The sequence below is a fragment of the Cytobacillus firmus genome (assembly GCF_023715565.1).
Lineage (GTDB): Bacteria > Bacillota > Bacilli > Bacillales > Cytobacillaceae > Cytobacillus > Cytobacillus firmus_C.
This window is the reverse complement of record NZ_JAMBOJ010000071.1, coordinates 1-26516: the sequence shown is the minus strand read 5'-3', so window position 1 is coordinate 26516 and position 26516 is coordinate 1. Positions and strand designations below refer to the sequence as shown.

The window sequence follows — 26516 nt, the reverse complement described above, 5'->3', positions numbered from 1 at the left end:
CAGAAATGGCCTAGAAGATGACCTCGGAGAGGTCTATCATCATCTGAAAATGCTTCAAAGCCAATAAAATTCAAAAAAGAGGTCCGGAATGAGACTATTCCGAACCCCTTTTGTCTACAAACTGAAATAAACTCCAGCCTCTGACTGGAGTTTATTTTTTATTTTACTAAATGCGGATTTAATATTGCTTCTTCTTCTGAAGGCGTAATTTCCTGTTCTTTTTTGTACCATGCATAGAAGATCTGCGCAAGAATAAAGCCATATACAATTTCCTGGATAATCTTCATGATTACGCCGCCAAGCTGCTGATCGTGTATAAGTGACATTGAATTGAACATTTCCGGCCCGCTAAGATTCAGGCTTGCCAGTGTCGCAGAAGGAACACATAACTGAAGGGCCTGTGCCCATGCATTTGGATCAGAATATGTGCTGTACATTGGAGTATCTGAAAAAATGATCAGAGCACATGCAGGAGTCAATAAAACACCATTTGCAAAGATGTATCCTACCTTTTTCAAGCCGTCCAGTGACTCCATTTCAGGAAGCTCATTAATAGTCGGCCACCACATAAAGATTGCCAGAAGAAACAGGCCAGAGGTATATACAGTATGAAACATCATATCCGTTTTTACGACATCAAAAACATCTGGTATGTGGTATATGGAAAATACTCCATTAAACAAGATAATGGCGATTAATGGCTTTGTAAAAATACTGAAAACAGGTTTAACAGCTTTGTGATTAACCACTCGTCTCCAAACCCACTGAGGAATTCCCATGACTACAAGGGGAGGAACAACTAAATACAGGATAGCCATCTGTATCATATGGGCATAAAACATTAAATGACCCATCAAGTCCAGCGGGGAGCCTTTGATCGCATATAACACAATCATAGCGATTGTAAAATACAAACCCTGCCTTTTAGTTAATGGCTCACTATCTTTGAACTTTTCACGATACTTTACTGTTAACATAAAGTATCCTGCAAGAATCACTGCTACAAATAAAAAGAAATATGGACTCCAAAGCGCACGGAAACCGAATATTTCCAAAGACATGCTATCACCTCATTAAATATTGCTTAATCAGCCTTAAACATTTCCAATACAAAGAGATATTGACAAGTACTATTATACTCCCTTCAATCTGCAATCTCAATAAAACGGAAATTGAGTATTAATTGCCACTACTTCATTACATAAGACTCTTTTGGTATAAATTGTTGTATTTCACCTATTGATGTTGCCCGTTGATTACAGCGAGAGGATGCTCTGCGAACCGCGGGAGGTTGATTAAGCTTCCTTGAGTATCTCGCACCTTCCACTCCAATCAATTCATTAAAAAATATACAGATAGCAACAAACCTTGCTAAAACAGCCTTACATAAAAAGAAAACCGGCCACAACAGCCGATTTTCTTTTGAATTTACCACCAAATAACAGTCAAGAAAGCGATGATTGTGATAAATCCGACAAATGCTCCTGAGTATAAGAACATTGCCGGTGCTTCATGACCTTTGTGGCTCATATGCATGAAATAATATAATTGAAAGACTACTTGCACAAGAGCAAGAATCAGGATGAACGGCACTACAAACCATCCGGAGAAACCTTCATAACCTGCAGCTACGAACGCAACAATTGTCAGGAAGATCATTAGTGCGAATGTGATAACTTGATGTCTCATCTCTTCTGCACTTTTTTTGCGTCTATATTCAATGTCTACTCTTGGGTTACCTGAGTTTGGTTGTTGATTGGCCATCAGTTTATCCCACCATTCCCATTAAATATACTACTGTGAAGATGAATACCCAAACAACGTCGATAAAGTGCCAGTATAGGCTGGCTACATAAAACTTAGGAGCATTGTAAAGGCTCAATCCTCTTTTACTGTTGCGGATCATCAAAGTAGTGATCCATAGTAAACCAAATGCCACGTGAGCACCATGGAATCCAACTAACGTGTAGAAGGCTGAACCAAAGGCACTGCTAGTGAAACTATGATGGAACTCATGTACATAGTGATTGAACTCGTAAATTTCCAAGCCGAGGAATCCAAGTCCAAGCAAAACAGTAATCCCAAGCCATAGCTGCATTTTTTTGAAGTTGAAGTTCTTCATGTGATACATAGCATATACGCTTGTGAGCGAGCTTGTTAATAGCAGCATTGTCATAATAAATGCCAATGGAATTTCAAACAAGTCTTTCGCAAGAGCCATGTCACTGCTAGGAACTTTGTCTTTTAAAGCAAGGTAAGTGGCAAATAGGGAGGCGAATAAAACCGTCTCTCCCCCAAGGAAAAACCAGAAACCTAAGAATTTGTTCTTGGCTTCGAGGGTTTGCTTTTCAGGCGACGCAGGCCATGTTTCATAAGTCATTTTTTGTTCAGTAGCCATTATGCCTTAACCCCCTTATCATTATTATCTTCCAAATCTTCTTTATGAATGTGGTATCCATGATCATCCTTGACAGAACGAACAAACATGGAGCCTAAAGTAATAAGCATACCCACGATTAGCACTGGAATACCCCAGCTGTGTTCATTGTGGTACATTGCCCCAAATGCAGCAACAAATAGTCCGAAAGAAATCACAAATGGAACAAACGAGTTATTTGGCATATGGATATCACCTAGCGGTTCTGCAGGCGACATGCCTTTTTTGCCTTCCATTTTTTCAAGCCAATATGCATCAAGGCCGCGAACCAGCGGAAGCTGCTTGAAGTTATAGAATGGAGGCGGTGAAGGAATGGCCCACTCTAAAGTTCGGCCGTCTCCCCAAGGATCATTGCCAACTTTTTCATTTTTAACGCTAGTAATAACAACATTTATTAACAAGATGATGACTGCAGCTGCCATGAAGAAAGCACCAACAGTACTTACCATGTTCGACGTATCAAATCCCTGTCCAGGAAGATAAGTGAAGATACGACGCGGCATTCCCCAAAGTCCAAGGAAATGCTGGATAAAGAATGTTAAATGGAATCCAATAAAGAATAATACGAACGTAATTTTTCCAAGGAATTCACTTAACATTGTACCGAACATTTTTGGCCAATATAGGTGAGCACCCGCAAATAGTGCAAACACAACACCGCCGACAATAACATAATGGAAGTGGGCAACTACAAAGTAGCTGTCATGGTACTGGTAATCCTGTGCAGCAGACGCCAGCATAACACCAGTAACACCTCCGGCTACGAATGAAGGAATAAAGGCAATAGCCCAAAGCATAGGCGTTGTAAAAGTGATGCTTCCACCCCACATTGTAAATAACCAGTTAAAGATCTTAATACCAGTCGGTACTGCAATTGCCATTGTTGCAACAGCAAAAATTGCGTTTGCAATAGGCCCCATACCAGTTGTAAACATATGGTGAGCCCATACCATGAATCCTAAGAAACCGATAAGGACCGTTGCGAATACCATTGAAGAGTATCCGAAAAGGCGTTTTCTTGAGAATATCGCAAAGATCTCGGAGAAAATACCGAAAGCCGGCAAAACCAAGATGTAAACTTCAGGGTGTCCAAAAATCCAGAAGAAATGCTCCCAGATAATTGTGTTTCCACCCATAGCAGGATCAAAGAAGTTAGATCCAAACATACGGTCGAAAATTAACAGGAATAGTCCTACTGTTAGAGCAGGGAATGCAAATAAAATTAATGCTGATGTAACAAATGTTGTCCAAGTAAACAAAGGCATACGCATGTATGTCATACCAGGAGCACGCATGTTAATGATGGTAACAAGGAAGTTGATCCCCCCGATTAACGTACCAGCACCTGATATCTGCAGTCCAAGTGCATAGAAGTCGATTCCATGCCCTTCAGAAGCAATTGATAGAGATGCATAAGAAGTCCATCCGGCATCAGGAGCTCCGCCTAAGAACCATGACAGGTTCAAGAAAACTCCACCAAAGAAAAACAGCCAGAATCCTAAAGAATTCAAGAATGGGAATGCAACGTCACGCGCACCAATCTGAAGTGGCATAACAGCATTCATAAAAGCAAAAATTAGTGGCATAGCCGCCAAGAAGATCATCGTTGTACCGTGCATAGTTAAAATTTCATTATATAATCCGGCACTTACAAAGTCATTATTTGGTACTGCAAGCTGGATACGGATGAACATAGCTTCCAATCCGCCAAGCAAGAAGAAAAATCCGCCAGCTATAAGATAAAGGATTGCGATTTTTTTATGGTCAACTGTAGTTAAGTAATCCCATAAAACCGCTCCGAAACCTTTTTTTTGTGCTAAGGTACTCACAATTTTACCTCCCTTTTCAAAAAATCCCTATTGTTCCGTAACTTTCAAGCCCATTAAATATTCTGTCAGGGCATCAAGCTCTTCTTCTGACAATTCACCATAAGTACCTGTCATTTTATTGCCAGGTTTGAATGTTTCCGGATCTCTTAACCAATCCTTAAGATCATCTTCAGTATGATCAAGGACACCTGCAATACGGTCACGATCACCGAAGTTTGTTAAGTTAGGAGCTAAACGAGCTGCTTCAGGAGCAGTGTTTGCCGGAGTTACAGCATGACAGCCGATACAGCTGTTATTGAAAACTTCCTGACCAGCTTGAGCAAGATCTGTCTCTGCCTTTTTAGGTTCTTTTACTTCTGCCATTGCAGTTGCCCATTGATCAAATTCATCACGTGGAACCGCTTTAACTTTGAAATCCATTAACGCGTGAGATGGACCGCAAAGCTCAGCACATTTTCCATAAAATAAATTATCGGCATCTGCAGCCTTTTCACTGTCAAACTTGAGCCAGAATTTATTCACGTTGTCCGTGTTCGTATCCAGCTTACCGCCTACAGCAGGAATCCAGAAGGAGTGCTTAACATCTGAAGCAATAAGATTGAAATAAACTTTTTCATCCGTTGGCACAACTAATTCCTGGCCAGTGATAATTTCCTGGTTTGGATACTCAAATTCCCACCAGTATAAGTTTGCACGCACATTAACAACAAGTGCATCTGTTTTGCCATCTTCATTCTTCTTTTCCATTGGACCTACATCAGCAAGCTTAAAGGTAGCTGAAACTGTCGGTACAGCAAGAATAAGAAGCAAAAGAATAGGAATAACAGTCCAAATGATTTCCAGTTTGTGGCTTCCTTCAACTTGTTTTGGAATTCTGTCGTCCTTGCGGCGGAATTTAAAAACAACAATAAAGAAGATTATTGTTACGACCGCAATTACTCCTACCATTATTACAGTACTTAACACCATCAAATCAAATTGTGTCTGCGCCACTTCGCCGGCAGGTTTTAGCGTAGATAAATACGGTTCACCGGAGCAAGCGGAAAGAATGAGCGCCATCATTGCAAACAGAGAAAAAAGACGCCACTTTGCAAGCCTTTTCATAGCTTAATCAAACCCCTCTTTCGTAAAGATTTCATTTTTTGAATTGTTTGATCAAAAAATATGGATAAATCCCCTCTCGTTATAAACGAAAAAGGAACTTCCTAACTAAGTTAAATAAGTGTGACAATTACCATAGCTACAAACATGATGGTCAGATATTGCAGGGAGTATACAAACATCAATGTAGCCCATTTAATATCATCCTTAAACTTTCTTGCATATAGCCCGGTCAATAACCAGCCGATGTTTAAAACTGCAGCAAGTATCATGAATGGCAGTCCCAGCGATGGCATTAGGAACGGCAGCGGCATTAATGCTGCAATCCAGATATAAATATGCCTTTTCGTGGTCTTAAATCCTTTTACTACTGGTAGCATCGGAACTCCAGCAGCCCGGTATTCCTCTACCCTTCTCATAGCCAGCGCATAAAAATGAGGAGGTTGCCAGATAAACACAATAGCGAACAGCACCCATGCCATAGGGTCAAGGTTGCCATCCACAGCTGCCCACCCAATAAGCGGGGGAACTGCCCCTGAAATGCTGCCTATAATCGTATTGGAAACAAACCTGCGTTTAGCCCACATTGTATATAGGACAACGTAACTGAAAACACCAATTAATCCAATAACAACTGCTGTTACTGTTGTAAACATTAAAAAGGCCGTACCAAGGCCAATAAGCAGAAAACTCAAAAGTGCCACCTTGCCCGGGTTGACTTTCCCAGTAACAGTTGGCCTCCCTTTTGTCCTTTCCATTAATGGATCAATGTCGCGGTCTATATAATTATTTAAGCTGCAGGAGCCTGCAATAATCAATGAGGAGCCAATAACTGTATAAAGAACCAGATCCAGATTATTGAAAAATCCTTTTCCTGAAAAATGCAGTGCAAGCCAAAGACCGGTGAACGCTGTAATCAGATTGGAATTTACAATACCAATTTTGATAAGAGCAAGAAAGTCCTTCCAGACTGTAGTCTCAGGAATATCTTGTTGGAGGCTTCGCTCTCTATTTTCAATAGCAGCATCACTTAAAGCCCGTGAGTCAGACATATCTTTTCCTCCTTAATTCCTTACCGCGAACATTACACCTACTATAAAGCATAAATGTACCGAAAGCCATATTCGCGATAAAAAACGAGGGGTGAACCCGGGATAAATAATAACCATACTAATAGTTTTCTACCATTAATATTGTATTTAAACTGTTTACTATCTAAATGAATCCAAACCTTTTCTCTGTATATTAAATCACACTTTAAAACTCTTTTGTGAATTTTTTTAGAATAATTTATGACTAATTTGTGTCAAAGTCTAAATTTACTTAAAGAAAAGGTTTATCTTTGAGATAATAAAAATGGTTCAGAAAACTACGGAGGAATAATATACTCACATTATGTATTTTGTATTACTTTTTTCCGCGACAGGGGACATCCATTTTATACCCCCTTTATATTTCTAGCAAACTCTATTATAAGTTTCAACCTTTTTTACTATAATTAACTTTATAATTTTTATAACTGTTGTAAAAAGCTTTTTGTTCCTGTACTATCGAAAAAGTAAATGGACGCACATTCATATATGGCTTTTTATAGAATCTTTGTTAAGATAGATAATGGACAAATACGCACTAAATCAATTGTTGACACTATTATTAAACCTAGAATATTTAAAGAAGGTGAAAGGCTTTGCAACGATCTTTAAAATGGCTTGCCGTTCTCACATCAATCGGCATGCTTTTGGTTTTGCTGGGCGGTGCCCTAGTAACCAAAACGGAATCAGGAATGGGGTGCGGGAAATCATGGCCACTTTGCAACGGCGAGTTAGTTCCCACCGATATTACTCCTGAACTGATTATCGAACTGGCACACAGACTAGTATCAGGCACTATTGGATTTATGGTTCTTATATTATCAATTTGGACATGGAGAAAAATAGGGCATATTAGAGAGACAAAGTTTTTAGCGCTGACTTCGCTTTTTTTCCTTATCCTGCAGGCTTTAATTGGCGCTGCCGCAGTAGTCTGGGGGCAATCTGATTTTGTGCTAGCCCTTCATTTCGGGATATCATTAATTTCTTTTGCTGCTGTACTGCTCCTGACTTTGCTTATTTTTGAAGTTGATAAAAAATTCGAGGCAGAAAAACTTATTATCGATAAAAGAATGAGGAAACATATTATTGGAGTTTCTTTATACAGCTATGCTGTTGTTTACACCGGTGCACTTGTGCGTCATGTTAATGCCAGCCTTGTATGCCGTGACTGGCCGCTTTGTATAAATGGATCATTCACACTTCCTTCTAATATGTACGAATGGGTGCAAATGGGGCACCGAGCCGCCGCTGGATTAATTTTCATATGGATTGGTTACATTACCTATTTGGCCATTAAACATTACAAAAACCAGAAGGTAATTTACTGGGGTTGGATTATTTCCTTTATCTTAGTATCACTTCAGGTTGCCGCTGGAGCATTGGTCGTCTTAACCAGACTTAACTTGTATATAGCTCTTGCACACGCCTTCTTTATTTCCTGCTTATTTGGAGTACTAAGCTATTTTATCCTCCTGTCTTCACGAAGCAAAAAAAATGAGCTAGCTGCTTCAGCAGTTAAGGAAAAAGAGAAAAGTGATGAATCGGCTATCCCTACTTTCACTTCCATTCCATAAATTAAATAAACAAAAGAGCTTCGGCATTTGCCGAAGCTCTTTTGTTTATTTTGAAAACTCTATAAGCAGGTCACCAGTTTGAATTGCTTCACCATTTGATACAAAAATATCCTTTACAATTCCAGAGAATGGTGCCTGTACAGTCGTTTCCATCTTCATAGCCTCAGTAATCATTAAGTGATCGCCTTTTTCGACTTTCTCACCTTTTTCTACAAGTAACTTGATGACAGTTCCCGGCATGCTGGCTGCAATATGGCTTTCATTATGCGGATCAGCTTTTGCCTTGGCTGCTGTTGTAGCTTTTATGCTTTCGTCTTTTATGCTTACTTCCCGCGGCTGGCCATTTAGCTCAAAATATACAATTCTTGTGCCGTCTGCTTGAGGCTGCCCTATCGAAACCAATTTAACTATTAATGTTTTACCTGTTTCAATTTCAATTTCCACTTCCTCACCAAGTCTTAGACCATACAGGAATGTAGGGGTATCAAGAACAGAAATATCACCAAATTGATCGCAGGTCTTAATATAATCCATAAATACTTTTGGATATAGTGCATAAGCAATTGCTTCAAAGCTTGTAACCTGTCTGCCCAATTCTTTAAAGAGTTTTTCTTTTAAAGCATCAAAGTCTACATCTTCAAGAAGCTCTCCTGGTCGGACTGTAATTGGCTCTCTGTCTTTCAATATGACTTTTTGCAGTTCAGTCGGAAAACCGCCATATGGCTGGCCCAGGTAGCCTTCAAATAGCTCTACAACTGAGTCTGGAAAATCCAGTGATCTCCCTTTGTTCAAAACATCCTGTTCTGTCAGCTGATTCTGAACCATAAACAACGCCATATCACCAACGACCTTTGATGAAGGTGTAACTTTGACAATATCACCAAACATTTGGTTCACGCGGGAATACATGTCCTTAACTTCATCCCACTTATCCCCAAGGCCAACTGCTTTAGCCTGCTGCTGAAGATTACTGTATTGACCGCCAGGCATCTCATGCTGGTAGACTTCTGAATGAGGAGCTTTCATGCCGCTTTCGAAATCCTGGTAATATTTGCGCACATCTTCCCAATAGTAAGATAATTGCTCGAGCGACTGGATATCAATTTTTGGCTGTCTGTCATTTCCCTGCAGCGCGTAATACAAAGAGTTAGCGCTTGGCTGTGATGTTAAGCCTGCCATTGTACTCAGTGCCGTATCTACAATATCCACTCCAGCTTCAATAGCCTTTGCATATGTGTAAATTCCATTTCCACTTGTATCATGGGTGTGAAGATGAATTGGAATGTCAACAGTTTCTTTCAATTCAGAAATAAGAGTATATGCTGATTGTGGCTTCAATAAACCGGCCATATCCTTGATGGCCAGTATATGTGCTCCCTGATTTTCAAGTTCCTTTGCTAAGTCTTTATAGTATTTTAGATTGTATTTTGTTCTGGCAGGATCCAGAATATCACCTGTATAACACATAGCGGCTTCAGCAATTTTTCCTGTCTGCCGCACAGCATCAATTGCTACTTCCATCCCTTTAACCCAGTTAAGGCTATCGAAAATCCGGAATACATCGATACCGGCGTGGGCCGATTTTTCTACGAACTCTCTTATTACATTATCCGGGTAGTTTTTATAACCGACTGCATTCGAAGCACGAAGAAGCATCTGGAATAAAACATTTGGCATTTTCTCCCGTAATGTCAGTAATCTATCCCAAGGATCTTCTTTCAGGAATCTGTAAGCAACATCAAAAGTGGCACCGCCCCACATTTCATACGAAAACATATCGGGCAGCAATTTTGCTGTCGGCTCTGCTATATGCTTCAGATCATTAGTTCTTACCCGTGTCGCGAGCAGAGATTGATGCGCATCACGGAAGGTAGTATCCGTAATCAGGACTTCCTTTTGTTCTTTAATCCAATTTACAAGCCCTTCAGGACCTTGATTATCTAAAATTTGCTTTGTTCCATCCTGGTAATCTGTACTATATTTTAATTTCGGTACTCGAGGCTCTTCAAATACCGGCCGTTTCTTCTTTTCAATTCCCGGAAATCCATTTACCGTTACATTTCCGATATAATTCAGCATCTTCGTCCCGCGGTCTTTCTTTTTCGAAAATAGGAATAGCTCAGGAGTTTCATCAATAAATGATGTATCATACTCACCTATTAAGAATTTTTCATGTTTTACAACATTCTCTAGGAAAGGAATATTTGTTTTTATACCCCTGATACGAAACTCCTGAAGGTTCCTCACCATTTTTGATGCTGCCTGCTGGAAAGTCATTGCATGTGTTGAGAGTTTAACAAGCAGCGAATCATAATAAGGTGTGATTACTGCCCCCTGAAAACCATTTCCAGCATCAAGCCTTACGCCGAAACCGCCGCCTGATCTGTATGCCATTAACCTGCCGGTATCTGGCATAAAATTATTTAAAGGGTCCTCTGTTGTAACACGGGATTGAATGGCATAGCCATGTACATGAATATCTTCCTGTTTCGGAACCCCAACTTCTTTGCTGTGCAGCGAGTGGCCTTCAGCCACCATGATTTGCGTTTGTACAATATCGACACCTGTTACCATTTCGGTGATCGTATGCTCAACTTGTACACGCGGATTTACTTCTATGAAATAAAACTGGTCACCTGAAACCAGGAATTCCACAGTTCCTGCATTTAAATAATCTACATTCTTCATTAGGTTGACAGCAGCCTGGCATATCTCGTCTCTCAAATTTTCCGGGAGTGAGACGCAAGGTGCAACTTCAACAACCTTCTGGTGGCGCCTTTGGACTGAACAATCTCTTTCATACAGGTGAACAATATTCCCTTCATGGTCACCGATGATTTGAACTTCAATGTGTTTCGGCCTCTCTATAAATCTTTCAACATAAACTTCATCATTCCCAAAAGCTGCTTTTGCCTCTGATTTGGCACGCTCATATGATTCCTTTACTTCTTCAAGGTTCCTTACGATTCGCATGCCTCTTCCGCCGCCGCCCAGTGAAGCTTTAATGATAATTGGGAAGCCATGATCTTTGCCGAAGCTAATTACTTCGTCCAGGCTTTCTACTGGACCATCACTGCCAGGTATCACCGGAATTTCAGCAAGCTGGGCTTGAGTTCTTGCCTTAACTTTATCTCCAAACATATCTAAATGCTTTGAAGTAGGACCGATAAATATGATGCCTTCTTCCTCGCACCGTTTGGCGAATTCAATATTTTCAGATAGAAATCCGTAACCAGGATGAACGGCATCTACATCACTGCTTTTTGCTATATCAATGATTCCTTCAATGTCAAGATAGGCATCAATCGGTTTTTTGCCCTCCCCTACCAGATAAGCTTCATCCGCTTTATATCGGTGGTAGGAACCGGAATCCTCTTTCGAATAGATAGCTACCGTGCGAATATCCAGCTCAGTGCAGGCACGGAAAACACGAATGGCAATTTCTCCTCTGTTAGCTACTAATACTTTGTTAATTCTTCTGCTCAAACAAAACACCCCGTCTTTATGTATTTTTAGCAATATTCTGCCAAATTCAAGTTGAGGCCGGGCGGATATTCCGCTAGCCGGCCATAGTAACTCTGATTGGCTGCCCCCTGATGGAAGCAATTATGTAATCAGCATCAGCTGATTGATATATAAATAAAGCACTGTAAATTTATCTGTGCTTATTTATGAATAGAAAATGTTTTTTCGGAAGCCATCTCAATAGATTCCGGATTTGTCTCTTCATGCTTATGTTTATATTTCTTTTCATAATTGACGAACATAGAGACATTCACTAGAATTCCCATTGCAATCGAAAGCAATAGCAGGGATGACCCTCCATAGCTTATAAAAGGAAGTGTAACACCAGTGAGCGGCATAACACCCGAAATTCCCGCAAGGTTAATGAACGCCTGAATTCCTATCATGGCGGAAATCCCGATAGCAAGCAAGCTTCCAAAAGCATCTTTACACTTTAAACTGATAAAGATTCCTCTCAGTACAATGTACCCGATAAGCAAAATGACAAAACCTACTCCGAATGCACCGAGTTCCTCAGCAATTACGGCCATAATGAAGTCTGTATGGGCTTCAGGAAGATACCCTAGTTTTTGTATACTCTCACCAAGGCCCAGTCCTTTTAACCCGCCTGCACCGAGGGCGATATAAGAATTCGAAAGCTGATATCCGAACTCCGATCCAAAGGGATCTCTAAATGCTTCTACCCTCCCCATTCGATAAGGCGCAAATATCTTATCTTTTAATATAAGGAGAAAAGGAGCGGCCAGCAATACTCCGAAGAGCACCAATTTAAATATATTCTTAAAATTCATGCCTGAAGTAAATATCACTGCTCCAGCCACAAGCAATATAATCATGGCTGTACCAAAATCAGGCTGTAAAGCAACCAGGATTACGGCAAGGAGGAGATAAGCAAGCGGCGGGAGAACCCCTTTGTTAAATTCATTGATATAGGGCTGTTTCTTTGCATACACAGCAGCCAAATATATAATGACTGAAAGCTTGACAAACTCTGCTGGCTGAAGGCTTCTCTTACCGACTTCAAACCAGCTCATAGCTCCACCAGCTACTTTACCGAAGATAAATAACGCAATTAGACCGAATAACGAAAGAAATACCATCGGAACAAGAAATTTGTTGCTTTGCATAGCTTTGTATGGAAATAGAGCGACAAATACGAAAACAATGCCTGAGATAATTAAATTCATCTTTTGTTTATTGTAGAAAAAGTCACTATCCTGATCATAAATCTGGACTGCTGTTACCATGCTTGCACTAAAAACCATAATAAGTCCAAAAACAGCTAACAGGGCCACGGCAATTATCAGGGTATAATCATATGATTTTAATATTTTTTTAAACATCCAGCCCTCTTCCCTTATCTTCTAAGTTTATTACTTATTCTACTATAGTATTAAATATCCTGCTTTGAAGAAAAGAAAAGTTAATTTAAATGTAACACAGCAAAGAAAATAATTCTATAATTATGTTATACTATTTTTAAATTAAGTTATACAATATATAGTAATCTTTTCTATTAGATATACTAATACCATTTTTTATAATAAGGTTATAAAAAAACTCAAACATTCTTTGTAAGAGATGTTTGAGTTTTTTATTATTATTTTTTTACTGAAGCTTCGTGGAGCATGGAGAGCTCCCTTTCCAATTCCTCTAAAATAGCCTTTCCTTCAGTCTCTTCAATTAATCCAAGACGGACAGCAAAATCTATTTCTCTTGATAAGCCAAACATCTGGGTATCAAGAACTTCCTCATATAGAGGGCATTGAGGCATGGTTAGATTATCCATCTGTACCTTAATTAACTTTAATATTTTAGCAGCATCCGCCTTAAGAATGGCATTTGCTTTTTCTTTGTGGTCAATAATCATGTCAGAAGCCAACTTTAAATCCCTCCATTTCCGAGCGATTATCCTATCTATAAATTTTATACTTAAGCATGGAAAAAAGCAAGGATAATAAGGGATTCGATAAAGAAAGGATTCCCGCCTGAATTCAGTACTGCACTAATAAGGATAATCATCAATTATTGCTTGTATGACAAGCGCCTTAAAAATCTGTATACTTAAATCATACATATATTTAATATAAGTGGTGCTGCCAGGAGGTTCAATATGGAAAATATTATTGCTTTCAAAGGAAACGTAAAATATCAAATCACCTTAGATCCGGGAGTCTGGATATTTGATGACCGAAGGGTGGATTTGACAACATACTTTATGCAGGAAAATATCAGAAAAAATGAACTTGATGAATATACTAAAGCAGTCTCAAAGCATTGGGATAGAGAAATTATGGAAGGCGCAGTTTTCCCTCCAACACTTAAAACAGAAAAGAAGTTTGAAAAAGAAAAGGTCCTGACAGGTACATTCGGGATACCTTTTAAACCATTCCTAATGAATGCGGAGCCAAAAGAGAATGCAGAATTCGTAGTTATTGAAAGCGAAGATGGCGAGACCAGATTGACTCTATCTGAAGCAGAAGAATTAATATTGGGGTTCTCAAAGGATGGAAAACCATTAAAAGAGGATGGGCCTGTTCATGCCTATCTCGGGGATGGGAGCAACCAGAATTCTCCTATAAAAAGAGTGAAAGCATTTAGAGTGGAATGACAGGGGAGGGCGAAATTGCATCGCCCTTTTTCTTCGCAGTCTCTTCCCCCGGCCTGAAAACTCCAGAATTCACAAGCCCTGTCATGCAGGTTATAACAGGTCAGCAGCAAGCTGGGCCAAGCCGGATCTCTCACCTTTAACAAGTTTGACATGACCCGAGATAACCTGATCTTTAAATCTTTCCACGACATAGGTGAGACCGTTGTTATATGCATCAAGGTAGGGATGGTCTATCTGCTCGGGATCTCCCATCAGTACAATTTTACTCCCTTCCCCTACCCTGGTTAATATGGTTTTCACTTCATGCTTCGTCAGGTTCTGTGCTTCATCAATAATAATGAATTGATCCGGTATGCTTCTGCCTCTGATATATGTCAGGGCCTCCACCTCAATCGAGCCCATACCTGCCAATATGGCATCCAATTCACCCGGCTTTTTGACATTAAACAGGTACTCCAGATTATCGAAAATCGGCTGCATCCATGGTCTTAACTTTTCCTCTTTTTCACCCGGAAGGAATCCCAAATCCTTGCCTACAGGCACAATGGGGCGGGCGACCAGCAATTTTTTGTACTGTCCATAATCTTCGGTCTGCATTAAGCCAGATGCAAGCGCCAAAAGAGTTTTTCCAGTCCCGGCCTTGCCGATAAGCGTAACAAGCGGCAGGTCATTTCTCAGTAACAGCTCAAGAGCCATTGTCTGCTGCACGTTTCTCGGCTTGATCCCCCATATATGGTCATGATCAAAAATAAGTTTTTTCACTTTCTTTCCACTTTTGTCCACTATACCAAGTGCAGACGATGAGGAACCAAGCGCATCTTTCATCACCAGAAACTGATTGGGATAGAAAGGATGATTTGCTATTTCAGAAAGTGGCAGTTCTCCTTTTTCATAAAAGCGGTTCATAATATCGAGCCCTATATATACCTCCAGAAAACCGGGATATAAATGATCATTTTCAACTACACGATCACTTAAGAAGTCCTCTGAAATTAGCCCGATCGCATCCGCTTTAACTCTGACAAGAGCATCTTTGCTTACCAGGATTACCGTTCGTCCATTTTCTTTTGTCTCTTCCTCCAAAGATAAGTTTTTTGCAACTGCCAAAATCCGATTATCATTCGTTTTTTCTACAAAGATCTCCTGAAGTTCATGAAATGATCTATGATTTAACTCAATTCGCAGGCTTCCGCCATTTTCAAGAGGTATTTTCTCATGTAGCTTACCTGTCTCTCTCATGCTGTCAATCAGCCGGGATACTTGCCTTGCATTCCTCCCAATTTCGTCCATATACCTTTTCTTAGAATCAACCTCTTCCAGAACTACAGCCGGAATAACTACTTCATTATCTTCAAATGAAAATATGGAATTAGGATCCTGCAACAAGACATTGGTATCTAATACGTAAATTTTACTCAATATGATGCCCCCTGCTCCTCTTGTGTCTTGATAAAGCAAATTGCAAGTGCGAGATCCCCTGCTTGCAGATTTGCAGTTTCATGAAAAAGTTCACCTTCATTCCTGATGGATTATAATCCTGTTGATTTATATTATTCAGCCTTCGAAAGATGTTGATTAATTAGGAAGAAAGGCTTTCTTAGGAAGCGGACAAATCTATCTTGGTAAAAATATATGTAATGCCGAATAAAGATAGAAGAAATTTTGCACAATAACATTAAACAATCCTCAATATTCCTGAACCTGAAGAAGTTCAAGGTTTCATTTTCAGGAAATTCAGATGTCCCGGAGGTGTCAAATATGAATAAATGGCTGCTTGTTTGGATGACAGGATTACTATTAACAGGGTGCGGCATGAACAACCAGGCCCAAGATCATCAGGAGCAAAAAAACATCAACTCAGTAAATGTTAAAAATAGTACAATACAGGAAGTTGACAGAGAGACTGGACAGCAGGTTTCCAGGCATCTTGTCAATTTGGCTGTCCGAGTTCCCAATGTCAATGATGCAACAGCAGTTGTACTTGGACGCTTTGCAGTCATTGGAGTAGATGTGAATAAAAATCTAGATCGTTCTGAGGTCGGATCAATCAAATATTCAGTTGCCGAAACCCTAAAAAATGATCCTCATGGTGCAAGAGCAATTGTAGTGGCTGATCCGGATATTAACGCGAGGCTTCGAGAAATAGCCGCTGACATTCAAAACGGAGAGCCCCTGCAGGGAATCATGAACGAACTGGCAGATATCGCCGGCCGGTTAATGCCTGAAGTCCCAGCCGATCTGGTTGATCCTAAAAAGGAAAATGAGAAAAACGCAACCGAAGATCCAAAGAAAAGACTCAACAATGACCAGGAAAATCAGCTTGAACAAAAACAGGAAAAACACTCAAATCATTATAAGTAAAAGAGTCATCCACCGATGGTAATTATTGCTTAGCGGTAAAACGGCTGTAAGAACAACAAAAGCTTAGTTCCCTGGGGAACTAAGCTTTTTTCATTGCCTCCATTACCTGTTTGTCCAAACGAGCTGCTGCATCTTTATCGTATGTTTTGTCATATTGAGGTTCAACAGTGATTTTAGAGCCGTAAAACATGACATCACGGACTTCCTTCACAGTAATGGCCATAAGAGCAAGCTTTAAAGGTACGCCTTCCATCTTTTCAGCCTTAATCGATGCTTCACCTGCGATGGAGTATGTAGATTCATTCGCGATAATATTCAGAACAACTTTGTTATTGGCATTTATGTTTTGAACAATTCTCGAACGGTTATCAACTGCAAAATATAATGTTCCGTCATCTTTTGCCAGTATCCATGAAATCGCATTAACATTAGGCCCGCCAGTTTCAAAGTCAATTGTGGCAAGTGTGACGAAACGTTCCTTTTGCAATTCGTCATATAATGGTTTGATTAATTTCGGTTCTACCTGATTTGCCATTCTTTTCCCTCCTTTATTAATTTCATCATAGTATGATAACGCTTTTCTTTCAACTTATAACATCTCTTCTACAAGTTTGATTAAACCTGCAGCGCTTTCTATACTAATATAAACTAACACATAAAACCCGATACGGGACGACCGTAAAAAAATATTTGCCGCAAAGCATTCGAATCAGACCTGAACTTATACTATAATGGTAATAACAACAGTTAAAACAATATGAGGTGTCCCATGCGAGTAAAATGTGTACTATGTGATAAAATTGAATCCATTGAAAACGAGTCCTTGCAGGCTAAACGTCTCCGAAACCGCCCGATTCACACATATATGTGCAGACCATGCGAAACAAGAATTACAGAAAAAACACAAAAAAGAGCTGATACTGGAAACTTTAAGCTATATCGAAGCAAAGTCCAGGAGGAGGAATGGTGAATTCCACACCATTCCAGAACAGCAAAGAAGCCGCCCCAGTCATTTGTCTGGGGCGGCTTCTTTTAATCCTCCGGATAATTTACATATTTTTCAGGTTCACTTTGAATCTGTTTAAGCATTACTTCTATCAATTCACATGGAAAGCGGCTCTTATTCCGTTCTTCGCCCTTTGTGTAATGTACATAATACATCACATCATCTTTTTCAAAGTGAATATCTGAAATATTATGCTCTTCCGAAAGAATCTCAAAGAACATTTTTTCTGTGTCTGCTGCCGCTGTATCATCCGGACGTTCCTCACAGACAATTTTTATCGTCAGCCAGTTATACAGTGAATCCTGCAAGGACTTCATCTCAGCATCTCCCTGTTATTCCGCCTTTGCCTTTGCCTGTTCCTTCTTTTCCTGGTTAAGGCGGATTTTGTAAATGATCAAGATTAATGCAGCCACAACAAGACCTTCTGCTACAGGAAGGAATACTCCGAGAAACGTCAACATCGTACAGCCTAAAATCAAGAAAGTGTATATCATAGCTGATTTTAAAATTGGGAGTTTCTTTGCAAATCCTAATTTAAATACCAATATTGACAGCAGTACAATTGTTATATAGAGAAGCCACATTCCGGTTGTGGGATTCTCATCGACTTTGAACAAAGCAGCAAAAAAAGACAGGTGCTGTGATACATCCATATCCTTATCTCCTCCCCCTTCTTAGCCTTAGTTAGTTTCAGCGTATTTCTTCTTCTTTGCCATTCTTTCTCTTTCATTCTTATCAAGAAGTTTCTTTCTCAGTCTGATTGACTCAGGTGTTACTTCAAGCAGCTCATCATCATTCAGGTATTCCAGAGCTTCTTCAAGTGTCATGATCCGCGGCTTTTTAATTACATTCGTCTGATCCTTATTAGCAGAACGGATGTTTGTCGCATGCTTCACTTTAGTGATGTTGACAGTAAGATCATTTTCACGAGTATGCTCTCCCACAATCATACCTTCATAAATTTCAGTACCCGGCTCAACGAAAATAGTTCCTCGGTCCTCAACTTGCATAATTCCGTATGTGGATGACTTGCCGCTTTCCATTGACACTAGGACACCTTTGCTGCGTCCGCCAATTTGACCTTTAATTTCCGGCTGGTAGCTGTCAAATGTGTGATTGATAATACCATAGCCGCGGGTTAGCGTCATAAATTCGGTGGAGTAGCCGATCAGTCCGCGGGCAGGGACATTGAACGTCAGCCTTACTTGACCATTGCCGTTATTGACCATATCAAGCATTTCACCTTTACGGGTACCCATAGATTCAATAATCGATCCAGTATTATCTTCAGGCACATCGATTTGAACACGTTCTACCGGTTCACAGCGAACACCGTCAATTTCTCTAATAATTACTTCTGGCTTAGAAACCTGCAGTTCAAACCCTTCACGGCGCATATTTTCAATCAGGATTGATAAATGCAATTCCCCACGTCCGGATACAACCCAGGCATCAGGTGAATCTGTATTTTCAACTCGAAGACTTACGTCCGTCTCAAGCTGTGCACGAAGTCTTTCTTCAACTTTTCTTGAAGTAATATATTTGCCTTCTCTTCCCGCGAATGGACTGTTGTTAACTAGGAACGTCATTTGCAGTGTTGGTTCATCAATCCTTAGAACAGGAAGTGCTTCCTGATGCTCGACAGGGCAAATTGTTTCCCCTACATTAATGTCTTCCATTCCCGAAACGGCAATAAGGTCTCCAGGATAAGCTTCCTGGATCTCTTCTCGCTTCAGTCCAAAGAAACCAAAAATCTTTGTAACCCGGAATTGCTTAACTGAGCCATCAAGTTTCATTAAAGCAACCTGCTGTCCAACCTGGATTGTCCCACGGAATACCCGGCCAATTCCAATTCTCCCCACATAATCGTTGTAATCAAGGAGTGCCACCTGAAATTGAAGCGGCTCTTCACGGTTATCAACTGGTCCAGGAATATGTTCAATGATTGCTTCATAAAGAGAATGCATATCATCATCCTGCTTGTCAGGGGTAACACTTGAAGTTCCCGAAATAGCAGATGCATATATAACCGGGAATTCAAGCTGATCTTCATCTGCACCCAGTTCAATAAACAAATCGATTACCTCGTCAACAACTTCTGAGGGACGGGCAGATGGTTTGTCAATTTTATTTACAACAACGATTGGCGTAAGTTTTTGTTCCAAAGCCTTCTTAAGAACAAACCGCGTCTGCGGCATACATCCTTCATATGCATCGACAACTAATAATACGCCGTCAACCATTTTCATGATCCGTTCAACTTCTCCGCCGAAATCGGCATGTCCAGGTGTATCCAGAATGTTGATTCTTGTATCTTTATATTTAACTGCAGTGTTTTTAGCTAAAATCGTAATACCGCGTTCTCTTTCCAGATCGTTTGAATCCATCGCACGCTCTTCCACGTGCTCATTTGAACGGAAAGTTCCGGACTGTTTTAAGAGCTCGTCAACCAATGTTGTTTTACCGTGGTCAACGTGGGCTATAATCGCTATATTTCGAATATCTTCTCTTAATTTCAAAAGATTTCCTCCTATTTATCAAAACTGAATCAAATTCATATTTTCAACATTTTTCACAACTGATACATTATATCACAATTACTATAGAAACCTAAAAACTTTTTGTGTAAAATAATGTAGAGAAGGATTTATTTCTTGTAAATATACTGTCGGACAGTATATTCTCTACATATTTTTCACCAGTAATTAACTAAATTAATCCTCTTGGGAGTGAAATTATGAAGAAGATCAAGTGGCCTTTATTAGCCTTTGCGATAGGAGCAGCTATATGCATGATGGGTATTGGCGTTGCGGTAGCTGAAAGAAGCATGTTTGGGATCATCCTGGCCATTATCGCTTTAGTCCTTGTAATGGGATATGGTTTTAAAACTAAGAAGAAGATGAGAGAAGAAGGTTCGTTATAATTTAAAGCTGCAGCGGATGGCTGCAGCTTTTTTCATATTAATGGACAGACCATTATTAAAAATTCCCGGTCATCATCGGAAGTCTCCATCTTAAACTGCTCAAATCCGGCATCTGATAAAAAGCAAATCCAAGAGTTCCGATTTTCAGGGACACCAGCAAACAAAGACTTTTCGCCTTTCTTCTTTAACTCAGCGGTCAACAGTTGAATAATCTTTGTTCCTATTCCTTTTCTTCGCACTTCTTTTTTAACCAGGATCGTACCGAGCCACGGCTTCCGGTTAGAAGGGGATAAATTCACATGGAAAGTGACGGCTGTTCGTTCTCCATCAATACGCCAAATTCTCCACTCCCCATTTAATTCCTGATGCCTGGCCATATAATGGCAAAGGTTATTCCCACATTTTTCTTCTTCTTCCCAGTCGGTACTATCCTTAATGACTTCTAAAAAAAAGGGATGGTCTTCCTCTGTGAACTCGCTGCTTGATAAGTTACCATTTTCCATTTTTCAAGTATTCTTTCATAATTTGCTGATGCAGCCCTGGCTTAGAGACAAAAACAGAATTGTTTTCAAGATAGTTCAGCTCCTCACCTTTAACGGTTGTCGCAATCCCTCCCAATTCCTCAATCATAATCACGCCAGCAGCAAAATCCCATGGAGCAAGGCGCATGGTTATGTATGCATCAACTCTCCCGGATGCTATATATGCCATTTCCATAGCTGCTGAACCGTAAGACCGTGTTCCCCTTGCATTTCGTACAAGTGGAGCCAGCAGTGATGGATCAATCCTTTTATTTTCGGTAACCCATGTGGCATTCAATCCAATGATCGCTTTTGATACATCCGTTTCCTTTAAGGGAGGAAGTTGCAAATCATTCATGAAAACCCCATGCCCTTTCATGCAATGATATAACTCGTCATGAACTACATCATATATTAATCCGATTTTGCCTTTTCCATTTTCATAAATGCTGACTGATATCGCAAAGTTTCTCTGCTGATGGACAAAGTTCATTGTTCCGTCAATCGGATCAATAATCCAGACGATTCCATCCAGGTCATTTAGCTCATCACCAAAACCTTCTTCACCAAGTATCCGGTGCTCAGGGTATTTTTCATTTATTTTCTTTATGAAAAATTGTTCGGTTTCCTGATCAATATCTGTCACTAAATCATTCGCATTTGACTTGGTGCTTATAGTCAGAGTTTTGCTGAAAGAATTTTTAATATTCACGCCCGCCTCTTTAATTAAGGATTTGGCATATGTATGAATCTCACTCCAATTTGTCATGGGTCAGCCCTCCGCATAGTGATATCATTAAAATATTTCTAGCTTAAATGAAATAGTAAGGTTCTTCAAGTTATATACTCTCCAATGATAGCTTTATCATTTCGGAGTGATTAATTATTTGCCGAAGGCAAAGCTGTTATTTTTGTATTATGCTCTTTTCGTATAAATATTTGTTTTCAGCTATCCATGTTGTCCGTTGATTGTATCGAGAGGATGCTCAGCGAGCCACAGGGCGGGCCGTGAGCCTCCTCGACGCAGCGCGTCTGGGGGTCTCACTTGTCCCGCTACTCCCGTAGGACTTTGAATGTGCTACCTTGAGTAAAAACCGCACGCAGAGAATGCGCATGCATTTTCGAGGATCTCGCACCTTCCACTGCAATCAACTCAGTGAATATAATATATATAGCAACAAACTTTATGAAAACAGCCTTGTATTAAAAATAATAAACGAACCCCTCATAGTATCATGGAGTTCGTTTCTAATTTTTTCTTCTTATTTGCATTTTTTTTGCCTTTTCTCCTTTATCGGCAATTCATCTTAAAGTGCTTTTAATCTAAGAAGTTCCTGCCTGATTTTTTCCAGCTTAAGTTTAGATTGCTTTTGAAGGTCTTCATTTTTTTCTGACATGGCATCAAACAAAGTAGCCAGCTCATAGTCCATTTCCAGCCTTAAAACCGCTGTTCTTTCCCTATCACCATTTTTCTTTTTCACTGTATTCATTAGTTGTTTCATTAGACAGTACACCCCTTCCAAAAGTGTTTAATTTTCTGATTATTTTTACTTTTATCATATGAAGGACAATTCTTGGTTGCAACTAATTTGTGCCATAACCTAAGACTTTATTTCACCCTTTTCTATAGAGCTTTAAATTTTTGGATTGTTCCCGGGTATGCTACAATATTTGACAAAGTACACAGGAGGTCAGCTTATGTCTTTTTCCGGTTTTACAAACGATGATTTCGATGTCTTTACAATAGATGGATTGGATGAAAGAATGGACAATTTAAAATCAGTTATCAGGCCAAAATTAGAAGAATTGGGCCGCCATTTTGCACCATTACTTTCAAACCTGTCAGGGGATGAAATGTTTCCTCATGTTGCCAAACATGCGAGAAGAACAAAAAATCCGCCAAATGATACCTGGGTCGCATTCGCAAACAATGCGAGAGGGTATAAAATGCTTCCACATTTCCAGATAGGATTATGGGAAACACATGTATTTATCTGGTTTGCCATCATTTATGAAGCACCAAATAAAATGGCTGCAGGCAAGTCTTATGAGAACAGCCTGGACAAGATTTATAAAGAAATACCAAATGATTATGTCTGGTCCGGCGATCACACTAAACCAGATGCAGTTCTGCATGAGCAAATGGATAAGAAAGAACTAGAATCCATGTTTCAGCGTCTGCAGAATGTCAAAAAGGCGGAAATTCTTTGCGGCTATCATATTTCTCGAGAAGATGCCGTTCGCATGTCACCTGATCAGTTTATTGAAAAAGCTGAATCTGTATTTAGAAATTTATTACCCCTATACAAATTGGCATAAACATGTTTTCAGAACGTGGATTTGGCAGTAAAAAAACAAAACCTTCAGCAAGTTGAAGGTTTTGTTTTTTTAAAGACTATTTCTGCATTTTTAATTTGTCCCCGGGTGAACGTTCTTTAGCCAGTTTTACTGTCTTGTAGGATGAATAGCCACTTTGTTCTTCAAAGTCATCGCAGATGTTTTTCTCCTGAGCTTTCCCTGGAACGATTTCTTTGAAGCGTCTATATGCATCCATGAATTGTTCCCGCTCAATTCCTTTTTCGTATGCCATTTCAATGCTTTCAAAATATTTTATAACATCCACAATTTCTTCTGTCGACCAATCCTGGTCAATCGGATACTGATATTCCATTCTGTCACCTCATTTAAGATATTCATGTTGCATTTTATCATTAATTAGTCCATTTTCCCCTGATGGTTTCACCTTCTGCTATAATCCGCTCGAATAGTTCTTCCACGGAGGGGATATCCTTAATTAACCCCATAACTTGTCCTGCCCATGCAAACCCTTCCTGCTCTTTCCCTTCATATATATATTTCTTATTAGCATTCCCGCTAATGTAATTTTTTAACTGCTCATAGCCGCCGTTTTGTTTTTCGATTTCCAAGATCTTATCCGACCACGGATTCGCAATTACCCTTGCAGGTGCACCTATAGTTCTTTTAATGACAACCGTGTCATTTTCCGTTCCTTCGACTAAGCGGTTTTTATATAATTCAGAAGCATGGACGCATTCTTTTGTTGCAACAAATCTTGTTCCCATCTCAATACCATCTGCTCCAAGACTTAATGCTGCCATCAGCCCCCTGCCGTCTCCAATACCTCCTGAGGCAATCACAGGGATGGAAACAGCATCGGCAACCTGAGGAACGAGTACAAAGGTTCCAATATCATCCCTGCCCAGATGCCCGCCGCCTTCCTGTCCTACAACCATCACTGCATCTGCCCCAAGCTCCTCAGCCTTTACTGCCTGCCTTTTTGCTGCCACAAGAACAAGCTTCTTCACATTTACACCCTTTAATTGATCAAAGATAGGTGCAGGATTTCCCCCTGTCATAGAGATAACGGGAACGTCTTCTTCAATTGCTATATCCAGATAATCAGAGAAAGGTCTTCCATGCTGACCAATTGCAAAATTAACCCCAAATGGCTTATCTGTCAATTTCTTAACCTTTTGAATTTCGTCTCTTAATTTTTCCGGGCTGCTGAGAGACATTGCGGTAACCTGCCCTAAACCTCCTGCATTTGAAACTGCGGCAGCCAGATCTGAATAGGCAAGATGGGCAAGGCCACCCTGTATAATTGGATATTTAATTTTCAGTAATTCTGTCACACGTGTTTTCCAGTTCATTTATGTACCCTCCATTTCTTCATAACTTTTATTTCGATTTATATTGTTTAAATTCCTGTTAACTTCTATAACTAAACGGAAACTGAATTGTGGAGGCGAAAGTCCGGAAAAGACACGCTTTAACAGAATGAAAAACCAATAGAACTTTCTATGCAAAGGGATTGAATAATGCTATAATGCAAATGTTTTAAATCAGCTAGAAGCTTATTGAAATATTATTATTAAAGAGGTGTGGGAATAAGTTGTCTCAAAACAAAACACCGTTATTCAGCGGTTTGCTTGCACACGCAAAAAAGGACCCGGTACAGTTTCATATACCCGGCCATAAAAAAGGAGCAGGGATTGATCCGGAATTCAGGGAATATATTGGTGATAATGCACTCGCCATTGACCTGATTAATATTGGTCCGCTTGATGATCTCCATCAGCCAAAAGGCATTATTAAAGAAGCCCAGGATCTTGCAGCAGAGGCCTTTGGTGCAGACAGAACATTCTTCTCAGTACAAGGAACAAGCGGAGCAATTATGACTATGGTTATGGCTGTCTGCGGCCCCGGGGATAAAATTATTGTCCCGAGAAATGTTCATAAATCAGTCATGTCTGCAATAGTTTTTTCAGGCGCAACCCCTATCTTTATACATCCTGAAATTGATGAAAACCTTGGTATATCTCATGGGATTACAACTGAATCAGTATCGAAAGCTCTTGAACTTCATCCGGACGCAAAAGGGATATTAGTAATTAACCCTACTTATTTCGGTGTTTCGGCAGATTTGAAGAAAATCGTCGAAATTGCACATTCATATAATGTGCCCGTACTGGTTGATGAAGCCCATGGTGTGCATATTCATTTCCATGATGAGCTGCCCTTATCTGCTATGCAGGCAGGTGCTGATTTAGCCGCAACATCTGTCCACAAACTGGGCGGGTCCATGACGCAAAGTTCAATTTTAAATATGAAAGGAAATCTTGTTTCGGCCAAAAGGGTTCAATCCATTTTAAGCATGCTGACAACAACTTCCACTTCCTATTTATTGCTTGCCTCCCTGGATGTTGCAAGGAAGCGCCTGACTACAGAGGGAAAGGAACTCATTCAGAAGACAATTGATTTGGCCCAATCCATTCGCCGCCGCATCAATGAAATTGACAGGCTCTATTGTGTCGGTGAAGAAATACTGGAAACCAAAGCTGCACATGACTACGATCCAACCAAATTGATTATTTCTGTCAAAGAGCTTGGCATGAATGGTTTCGATGTGGAGAATTGGCTTCGGGAACATCATAATATTGAAGTTGAGATGTCTGATTTATATAATATCCTTTGCATTGTTACCCCAGGTGACTCCGAACGGGAAGCAGATATTTTAGTTGCTGCTCTTGCCGAACTCGCCAGTGATCGTCAAGGGAATACTGAAAAGCTTGAAACTCAAGTGCTTCTCCCAAATATTCCCGTTTTGTCTCTTACACCTCGTGACGCATTTTATGCGGATACAGAGCTTGTTCCATTTGACGAGTCTGAAGGCAGAATCATTGCAGAATTTATTATGGTTTATCCGCCTGGTATCCCCATTTTTATTCCGGGAGAAATTATTACAAAGGAAAACCTGCGTTATATAAAAACAAATATGGAAGCTGGACTGCCTGTTCAAGGGCCGGAGGATTACGATTTCAAGTATCTTCGCGTTATTGAAGAGCACAAAGCCATAAGATAATGCAAAAGAGCCTTCCATTTAGGAAGGCTCTTTCAGACTGTCGACAAACTCGATGAAAATCGTACTTGTCGGGAGTCTTTTTTGATTTAAAATAGAAGTAATACAATGCTTGAGGTGATTAATATGCTTTCTAAACATAATCCAATTCAACGGG

26 protein-coding genes are annotated in these 26516 nt (G+C 40.0%); 7 read left to right on the top strand and 19 right to left on the bottom strand.

Annotated elements, in window-relative coordinates:
- Window positions 1-158: 158 nt before the first annotated feature.
- From ctaG to cyoE, 6 genes are all read right to left on the bottom strand, one after another.
- A complete protein-coding gene (gene ctaG / locus M3205_RS21740) occupies window positions 159-1061 on the bottom strand; it encodes a cytochrome c oxidase assembly factor CtaG (RefSeq protein ID WP_251171797.1) in 903 nt (300 codons plus the stop codon).
- Window positions 1062-1428: 367 nt separating this feature from the next.
- Window positions 1429-1764 carry a cytochrome c oxidase subunit IVB gene (ctaF, locus tag M3205_RS21735; protein WP_251171796.1) on the bottom strand — a complete coding sequence of 112 codons (336 nt, stop codon included), beginning with the start codon at window positions 1762-1764 and terminating at the stop codon, window positions 1429-1431.
- A gap of 4 nt (window positions 1765-1768) precedes the next feature.
- Window positions 1769-2398, bottom strand: coding sequence for a cytochrome (ubi)quinol oxidase subunit III (locus M3205_RS21730; protein ID WP_035328684.1), 630 nt, complete (start codon window positions 2396-2398; stop codon window positions 1769-1771).
- A complete protein-coding gene (gene ctaD / locus M3205_RS21725; RefSeq protein WP_251171795.1) occupies window positions 2398-4266 on the bottom strand; it encodes a cytochrome c oxidase subunit I in 1869 nt (622 codons plus the stop codon). Before ctaD ends, M3205_RS21730 begins: the two co-directional genes overlap by 1 nt.
- A 27-nt stretch (window positions 4267-4293) precedes the next feature.
- Window positions 4294-5370, bottom strand: a complete 1077-nt coding sequence (gene coxB, locus M3205_RS21720; RefSeq protein WP_251171794.1) for a cytochrome c oxidase subunit II — start codon at window positions 5368-5370, stop codon at window positions 4294-4296.
- A 110-nt stretch (window positions 5371-5480) separates the two neighbouring features.
- Complete coding sequence (gene cyoE, locus M3205_RS21715) at window positions 5481-6419, bottom strand: heme o synthase (protein ID WP_251171793.1); 939 nt, start codon at window positions 6417-6419, stop codon at window positions 5481-5483.
- A gap of 635 nt (window positions 6420-7054) precedes the next feature.
- On the opposite strand from cyoE, the gene M3205_RS21710 reads away from it, so the two are divergent.
- Window positions 7055-8032, top strand: a complete 978-nt coding sequence (locus tag M3205_RS21710; protein ID WP_251171792.1) for a COX15/CtaA family protein — start codon at window positions 7055-7057, stop codon at window positions 8030-8032.
- 45 nt (window positions 8033-8077) lie between these two features.
- On the opposite strand, the gene pyc is transcribed toward M3205_RS21710, so the two are convergent.
- From pyc to M3205_RS21695, 3 genes are all read right to left on the bottom strand, one after another.
- Window positions 8078-11518: a pyruvate carboxylase gene (gene pyc, locus M3205_RS21705; protein ID WP_251171791.1), complete on the bottom strand. Its 3441-nt coding sequence runs from the start codon at window positions 11516-11518 to the stop codon at window positions 8078-8080.
- 179 nt (window positions 11519-11697) lie between these two features.
- On the bottom strand, window positions 11698-12900 hold the full coding sequence (locus M3205_RS21700; RefSeq protein WP_251171790.1) for an FtsW/RodA/SpoVE family cell cycle protein: 1203 nt from the start codon (window positions 12898-12900) through the stop codon (window positions 11698-11700).
- 257 nt (window positions 12901-13157) lie between these two features.
- Window positions 13158-13439 (bottom strand): Fpa/YlaN family protein, encoded by a 282-nt coding sequence (locus tag M3205_RS21695; RefSeq protein WP_095244100.1) that lies wholly within the window; start codon window positions 13437-13439, stop codon window positions 13158-13160.
- Window positions 13440-13670: 231 nt separating this feature from the next.
- Between M3205_RS21695 and M3205_RS21690 the strand changes: the two genes are divergently transcribed.
- Window positions 13671-14168 carry a molybdopterin-binding protein gene (locus M3205_RS21690; protein ID WP_251171789.1) on the top strand — a complete coding sequence of 166 codons (498 nt, stop codon included), beginning with the start codon at window positions 13671-13673 and terminating at the stop codon, window positions 14166-14168.
- Window positions 14169-14258: 90 nt separating this feature from the next.
- Here the strand turns inward: M3205_RS21690 and M3205_RS21685 are convergent, their stop codons facing one another.
- Window positions 14259-15590 (bottom strand): PhoH family protein, encoded by a 1332-nt coding sequence (locus M3205_RS21685; RefSeq protein WP_175609154.1) that lies wholly within the window; start codon window positions 15588-15590, stop codon window positions 14259-14261.
- Between the two features lie 336 nt (window positions 15591-15926).
- On the opposite strand from M3205_RS21685, the gene M3205_RS21680 reads away from it, so the two are divergent.
- Window positions 15927-16529 carry a YhcN/YlaJ family sporulation lipoprotein gene (locus M3205_RS21680; RefSeq protein ID WP_251171788.1) on the top strand — a complete coding sequence of 201 codons (603 nt, stop codon included), beginning with the start codon at window positions 15927-15929 and terminating at the stop codon, window positions 16527-16529.
- A 79-nt stretch (window positions 16530-16608) separates the two neighbouring features.
- Here M3205_RS21680 and M3205_RS21675 read toward each other — a convergent pair whose 3' ends face one another.
- The gene (locus M3205_RS21675; protein WP_251171787.1) at window positions 16609-17064 is read right to left on the bottom strand and encodes a pyridoxamine 5'-phosphate oxidase family protein; all 456 of its coding nucleotides are present in this window, start codon (window positions 17062-17064) and stop codon (window positions 16609-16611) included.
- A 234-nt stretch (window positions 17065-17298) separates the two neighbouring features.
- On the opposite strand from M3205_RS21675, the gene M3205_RS21670 reads away from it, so the two are divergent.
- Window positions 17299-17499 carry a YlaI family protein gene (locus tag M3205_RS21670; RefSeq protein ID WP_035328651.1) on the top strand — a complete coding sequence of 67 codons (201 nt, stop codon included), beginning with the start codon at window positions 17299-17301 and terminating at the stop codon, window positions 17497-17499.
- A 62-nt stretch (window positions 17500-17561) separates the two neighbouring features.
- On the opposite strand, the gene M3205_RS21665 is transcribed toward M3205_RS21670, so the two are convergent.
- Genes M3205_RS21665 through typA form a run of 3 tightly spaced genes read right to left on the bottom strand, consistent with a single transcriptional unit; the run spans window position 17562 to window position 20054 of the window.
- The gene (locus tag M3205_RS21665; protein WP_251171786.1) at window positions 17562-17852 is read right to left on the bottom strand and encodes a hypothetical protein; all 291 of its coding nucleotides are present in this window, start codon (window positions 17850-17852) and stop codon (window positions 17562-17564) included.
- 15 nt (window positions 17853-17867) lie between these two features.
- Window positions 17868-18188, bottom strand: coding sequence for a YlaH-like family protein (locus tag M3205_RS21660; RefSeq protein ID WP_251171785.1), 321 nt, complete (start codon window positions 18186-18188; stop codon window positions 17868-17870).
- 27 nt (window positions 18189-18215) lie between these two features.
- Complete coding sequence (gene typA / locus M3205_RS21655; RefSeq protein ID WP_251171784.1) at window positions 18216-20054, bottom strand: translational GTPase TypA; 1839 nt, start codon at window positions 20052-20054, stop codon at window positions 18216-18218.
- Window positions 20055-20272: 218 nt separating this feature from the next.
- On the opposite strand from typA, the gene M3205_RS21650 reads away from it, so the two are divergent.
- Complete coding sequence (locus M3205_RS21650) at window positions 20273-20458, top strand: YlaF family protein (protein ID WP_251171783.1); 186 nt, start codon at window positions 20273-20275, stop codon at window positions 20456-20458.
- 32 nt (window positions 20459-20490) lie between these two features.
- Here the strand turns inward: M3205_RS21650 and M3205_RS21645 are convergent, their stop codons facing one another.
- The 3 genes from M3205_RS21645 to M3205_RS21635 all read right to left on the bottom strand — a co-directional run bounded on the left by M3205_RS21645 (window position 20491) and on the right by M3205_RS21635 (window position 22481).
- Window positions 20491-20961, bottom strand: coding sequence for a GNAT family N-acetyltransferase (locus M3205_RS21645; protein WP_251171782.1), 471 nt, complete (start codon window positions 20959-20961; stop codon window positions 20491-20493).
- On the bottom strand, window positions 20948-21748 hold the full coding sequence (locus M3205_RS21640) for an inositol monophosphatase family protein (RefSeq protein ID WP_251171781.1): 801 nt from the start codon (window positions 21746-21748) through the stop codon (window positions 20948-20950). The genes M3205_RS21645 and M3205_RS21640 overlap by 14 nt, the downstream gene beginning before the upstream one ends.
- Before the next feature lie 538 nt (window positions 21749-22286).
- Window positions 22287-22481, bottom strand: a complete 195-nt coding sequence (locus M3205_RS21635; protein ID WP_035328635.1) for a hypothetical protein — start codon at window positions 22479-22481, stop codon at window positions 22287-22289.
- A gap of 196 nt (window positions 22482-22677) precedes the next feature.
- On the opposite strand from M3205_RS21635, the gene M3205_RS21630 reads away from it, so the two are divergent.
- Window positions 22678-23298 (top strand): YktB family protein, encoded by a 621-nt coding sequence (locus tag M3205_RS21630; RefSeq protein ID WP_251171780.1) that lies wholly within the window; start codon window positions 22678-22680, stop codon window positions 23296-23298.
- Between the two features lie 76 nt (window positions 23299-23374).
- Here M3205_RS21630 and M3205_RS21625 read toward each other — a convergent pair whose 3' ends face one another.
- Both M3205_RS21625 and M3205_RS21620 read right to left on the bottom strand, forming a co-directional pair.
- Window positions 23375-23650 (bottom strand): UPF0223 family protein, encoded by a 276-nt coding sequence (locus M3205_RS21625; protein WP_251171779.1) that lies wholly within the window; start codon window positions 23648-23650, stop codon window positions 23375-23377.
- A gap of 40 nt (window positions 23651-23690) precedes the next feature.
- Window positions 23691-24650, bottom strand: coding sequence for an NAD(P)H-dependent flavin oxidoreductase (locus tag M3205_RS21620; RefSeq protein ID WP_251171778.1), 960 nt, complete (start codon window positions 24648-24650; stop codon window positions 23691-23693).
- 242 nt (window positions 24651-24892) lie between these two features.
- On the opposite strand from M3205_RS21620, the gene M3205_RS21615 reads away from it, so the two are divergent.
- Window positions 24893-26362, top strand: coding sequence for an aminotransferase class I/II-fold pyridoxal phosphate-dependent enzyme (locus tag M3205_RS21615; protein ID WP_251171777.1), 1470 nt, complete (start codon window positions 24893-24895; stop codon window positions 26360-26362).
- The last annotated feature ends 154 nt before the right edge of the window (window positions 26363-26516 follow it).

Excerpts from the sequence above, each read along its gene's own strand:
- ctaF (WP_251171796.1), bottom strand. The coding sequence starts at position 1,764 with ATGGCCAATCAACAACCAAACTCAGGTAACCCAAGAGTAGACATTGAA.
- ctaG (WP_251171797.1), bottom strand. The coding sequence starts at position 1,061 with ATGTCTTTGGAAATATTCGGTTTCCGTGCGCTTTGGAGTCCATATTTC.
- M3205_RS21665 (WP_251171786.1), bottom strand. The coding sequence starts at position 17,852 with ATGAAGTCCTTGCAGGATTCACTGTATAACTGGCTGACGATAAAAATT.
- M3205_RS21650 (WP_251171783.1), top strand. The coding sequence starts at position 20,273 with ATGAAGAAGATCAAGTGGCCTTTATTAGCCTTTGCGATAGGAGCAGCT.
- M3205_RS21640 (WP_251171781.1), bottom strand. The coding sequence starts at position 21,748 with ATGACAAATTGGAGTGAGATTCATACATATGCCAAATCCTTAATTAAA.
- M3205_RS21690 (WP_251171789.1), top strand. The coding sequence starts at position 13,671 with ATGGAAAATATTATTGCTTTCAAAGGAAACGTAAAATATCAAATCACC.
- cyoE (WP_251171793.1), bottom strand. The coding sequence starts at position 6,419 with ATGTCTGACTCACGGGCTTTAAGTGATGCTGCTATTGAAAATAGAGAG.
- M3205_RS21700 (WP_251171790.1), bottom strand. The coding sequence starts at position 12,900 with ATGTTTAAAAAAATATTAAAATCATATGATTATACCCTGATAATTGCC.
- coxB (WP_251171794.1), bottom strand. The coding sequence starts at position 5,370 with ATGAAAAGGCTTGCAAAGTGGCGTCTTTTTTCTCTGTTTGCAATGATG.
- M3205_RS21670 (WP_035328651.1), top strand. The coding sequence starts at position 17,299 with ATGCGAGTAAAATGTGTACTATGTGATAAAATTGAATCCATTGAAAAC.
- M3205_RS21675 (WP_251171787.1), bottom strand. The coding sequence starts at position 17,064 with ATGGCAAATCAGGTAGAACCGAAATTAATCAAACCATTATATGACGAA.
- M3205_RS21660 (WP_251171785.1), bottom strand. The coding sequence starts at position 18,188 with ATGGATGTATCACAGCACCTGTCTTTTTTTGCTGCTTTGTTCAAAGTC.
- M3205_RS21620 (WP_251171778.1), bottom strand. The coding sequence starts at position 24,650 with ATGAACTGGAAAACACGTGTGACAGAATTACTGAAAATTAAATATCCA.
- M3205_RS21630 (WP_251171780.1), top strand. The coding sequence starts at position 22,678 with ATGTCTTTTTCCGGTTTTACAAACGATGATTTCGATGTCTTTACAATA.
- M3205_RS21730 (WP_035328684.1), bottom strand. The coding sequence starts at position 2,398 with ATGGCTACTGAACAAAAAATGACTTATGAAACATGGCCTGCGTCGCCT.
- M3205_RS21635 (WP_035328635.1), bottom strand. The coding sequence starts at position 22,481 with ATGAAACAACTAATGAATACAGTGAAAAAGAAAAATGGTGATAGGGAA.
- M3205_RS21645 (WP_251171782.1), bottom strand. The coding sequence starts at position 20,961 with ATGGAAAATGGTAACTTATCAAGCAGCGAGTTCACAGAGGAAGACCAT.
- M3205_RS21625 (WP_251171779.1), bottom strand. The coding sequence starts at position 23,650 with ATGGAATATCAGTATCCGATTGACCAGGATTGGTCGACAGAAGAAATT.
- M3205_RS21680 (WP_251171788.1), top strand. The coding sequence starts at position 15,927 with ATGAATAAATGGCTGCTTGTTTGGATGACAGGATTACTATTAACAGGG.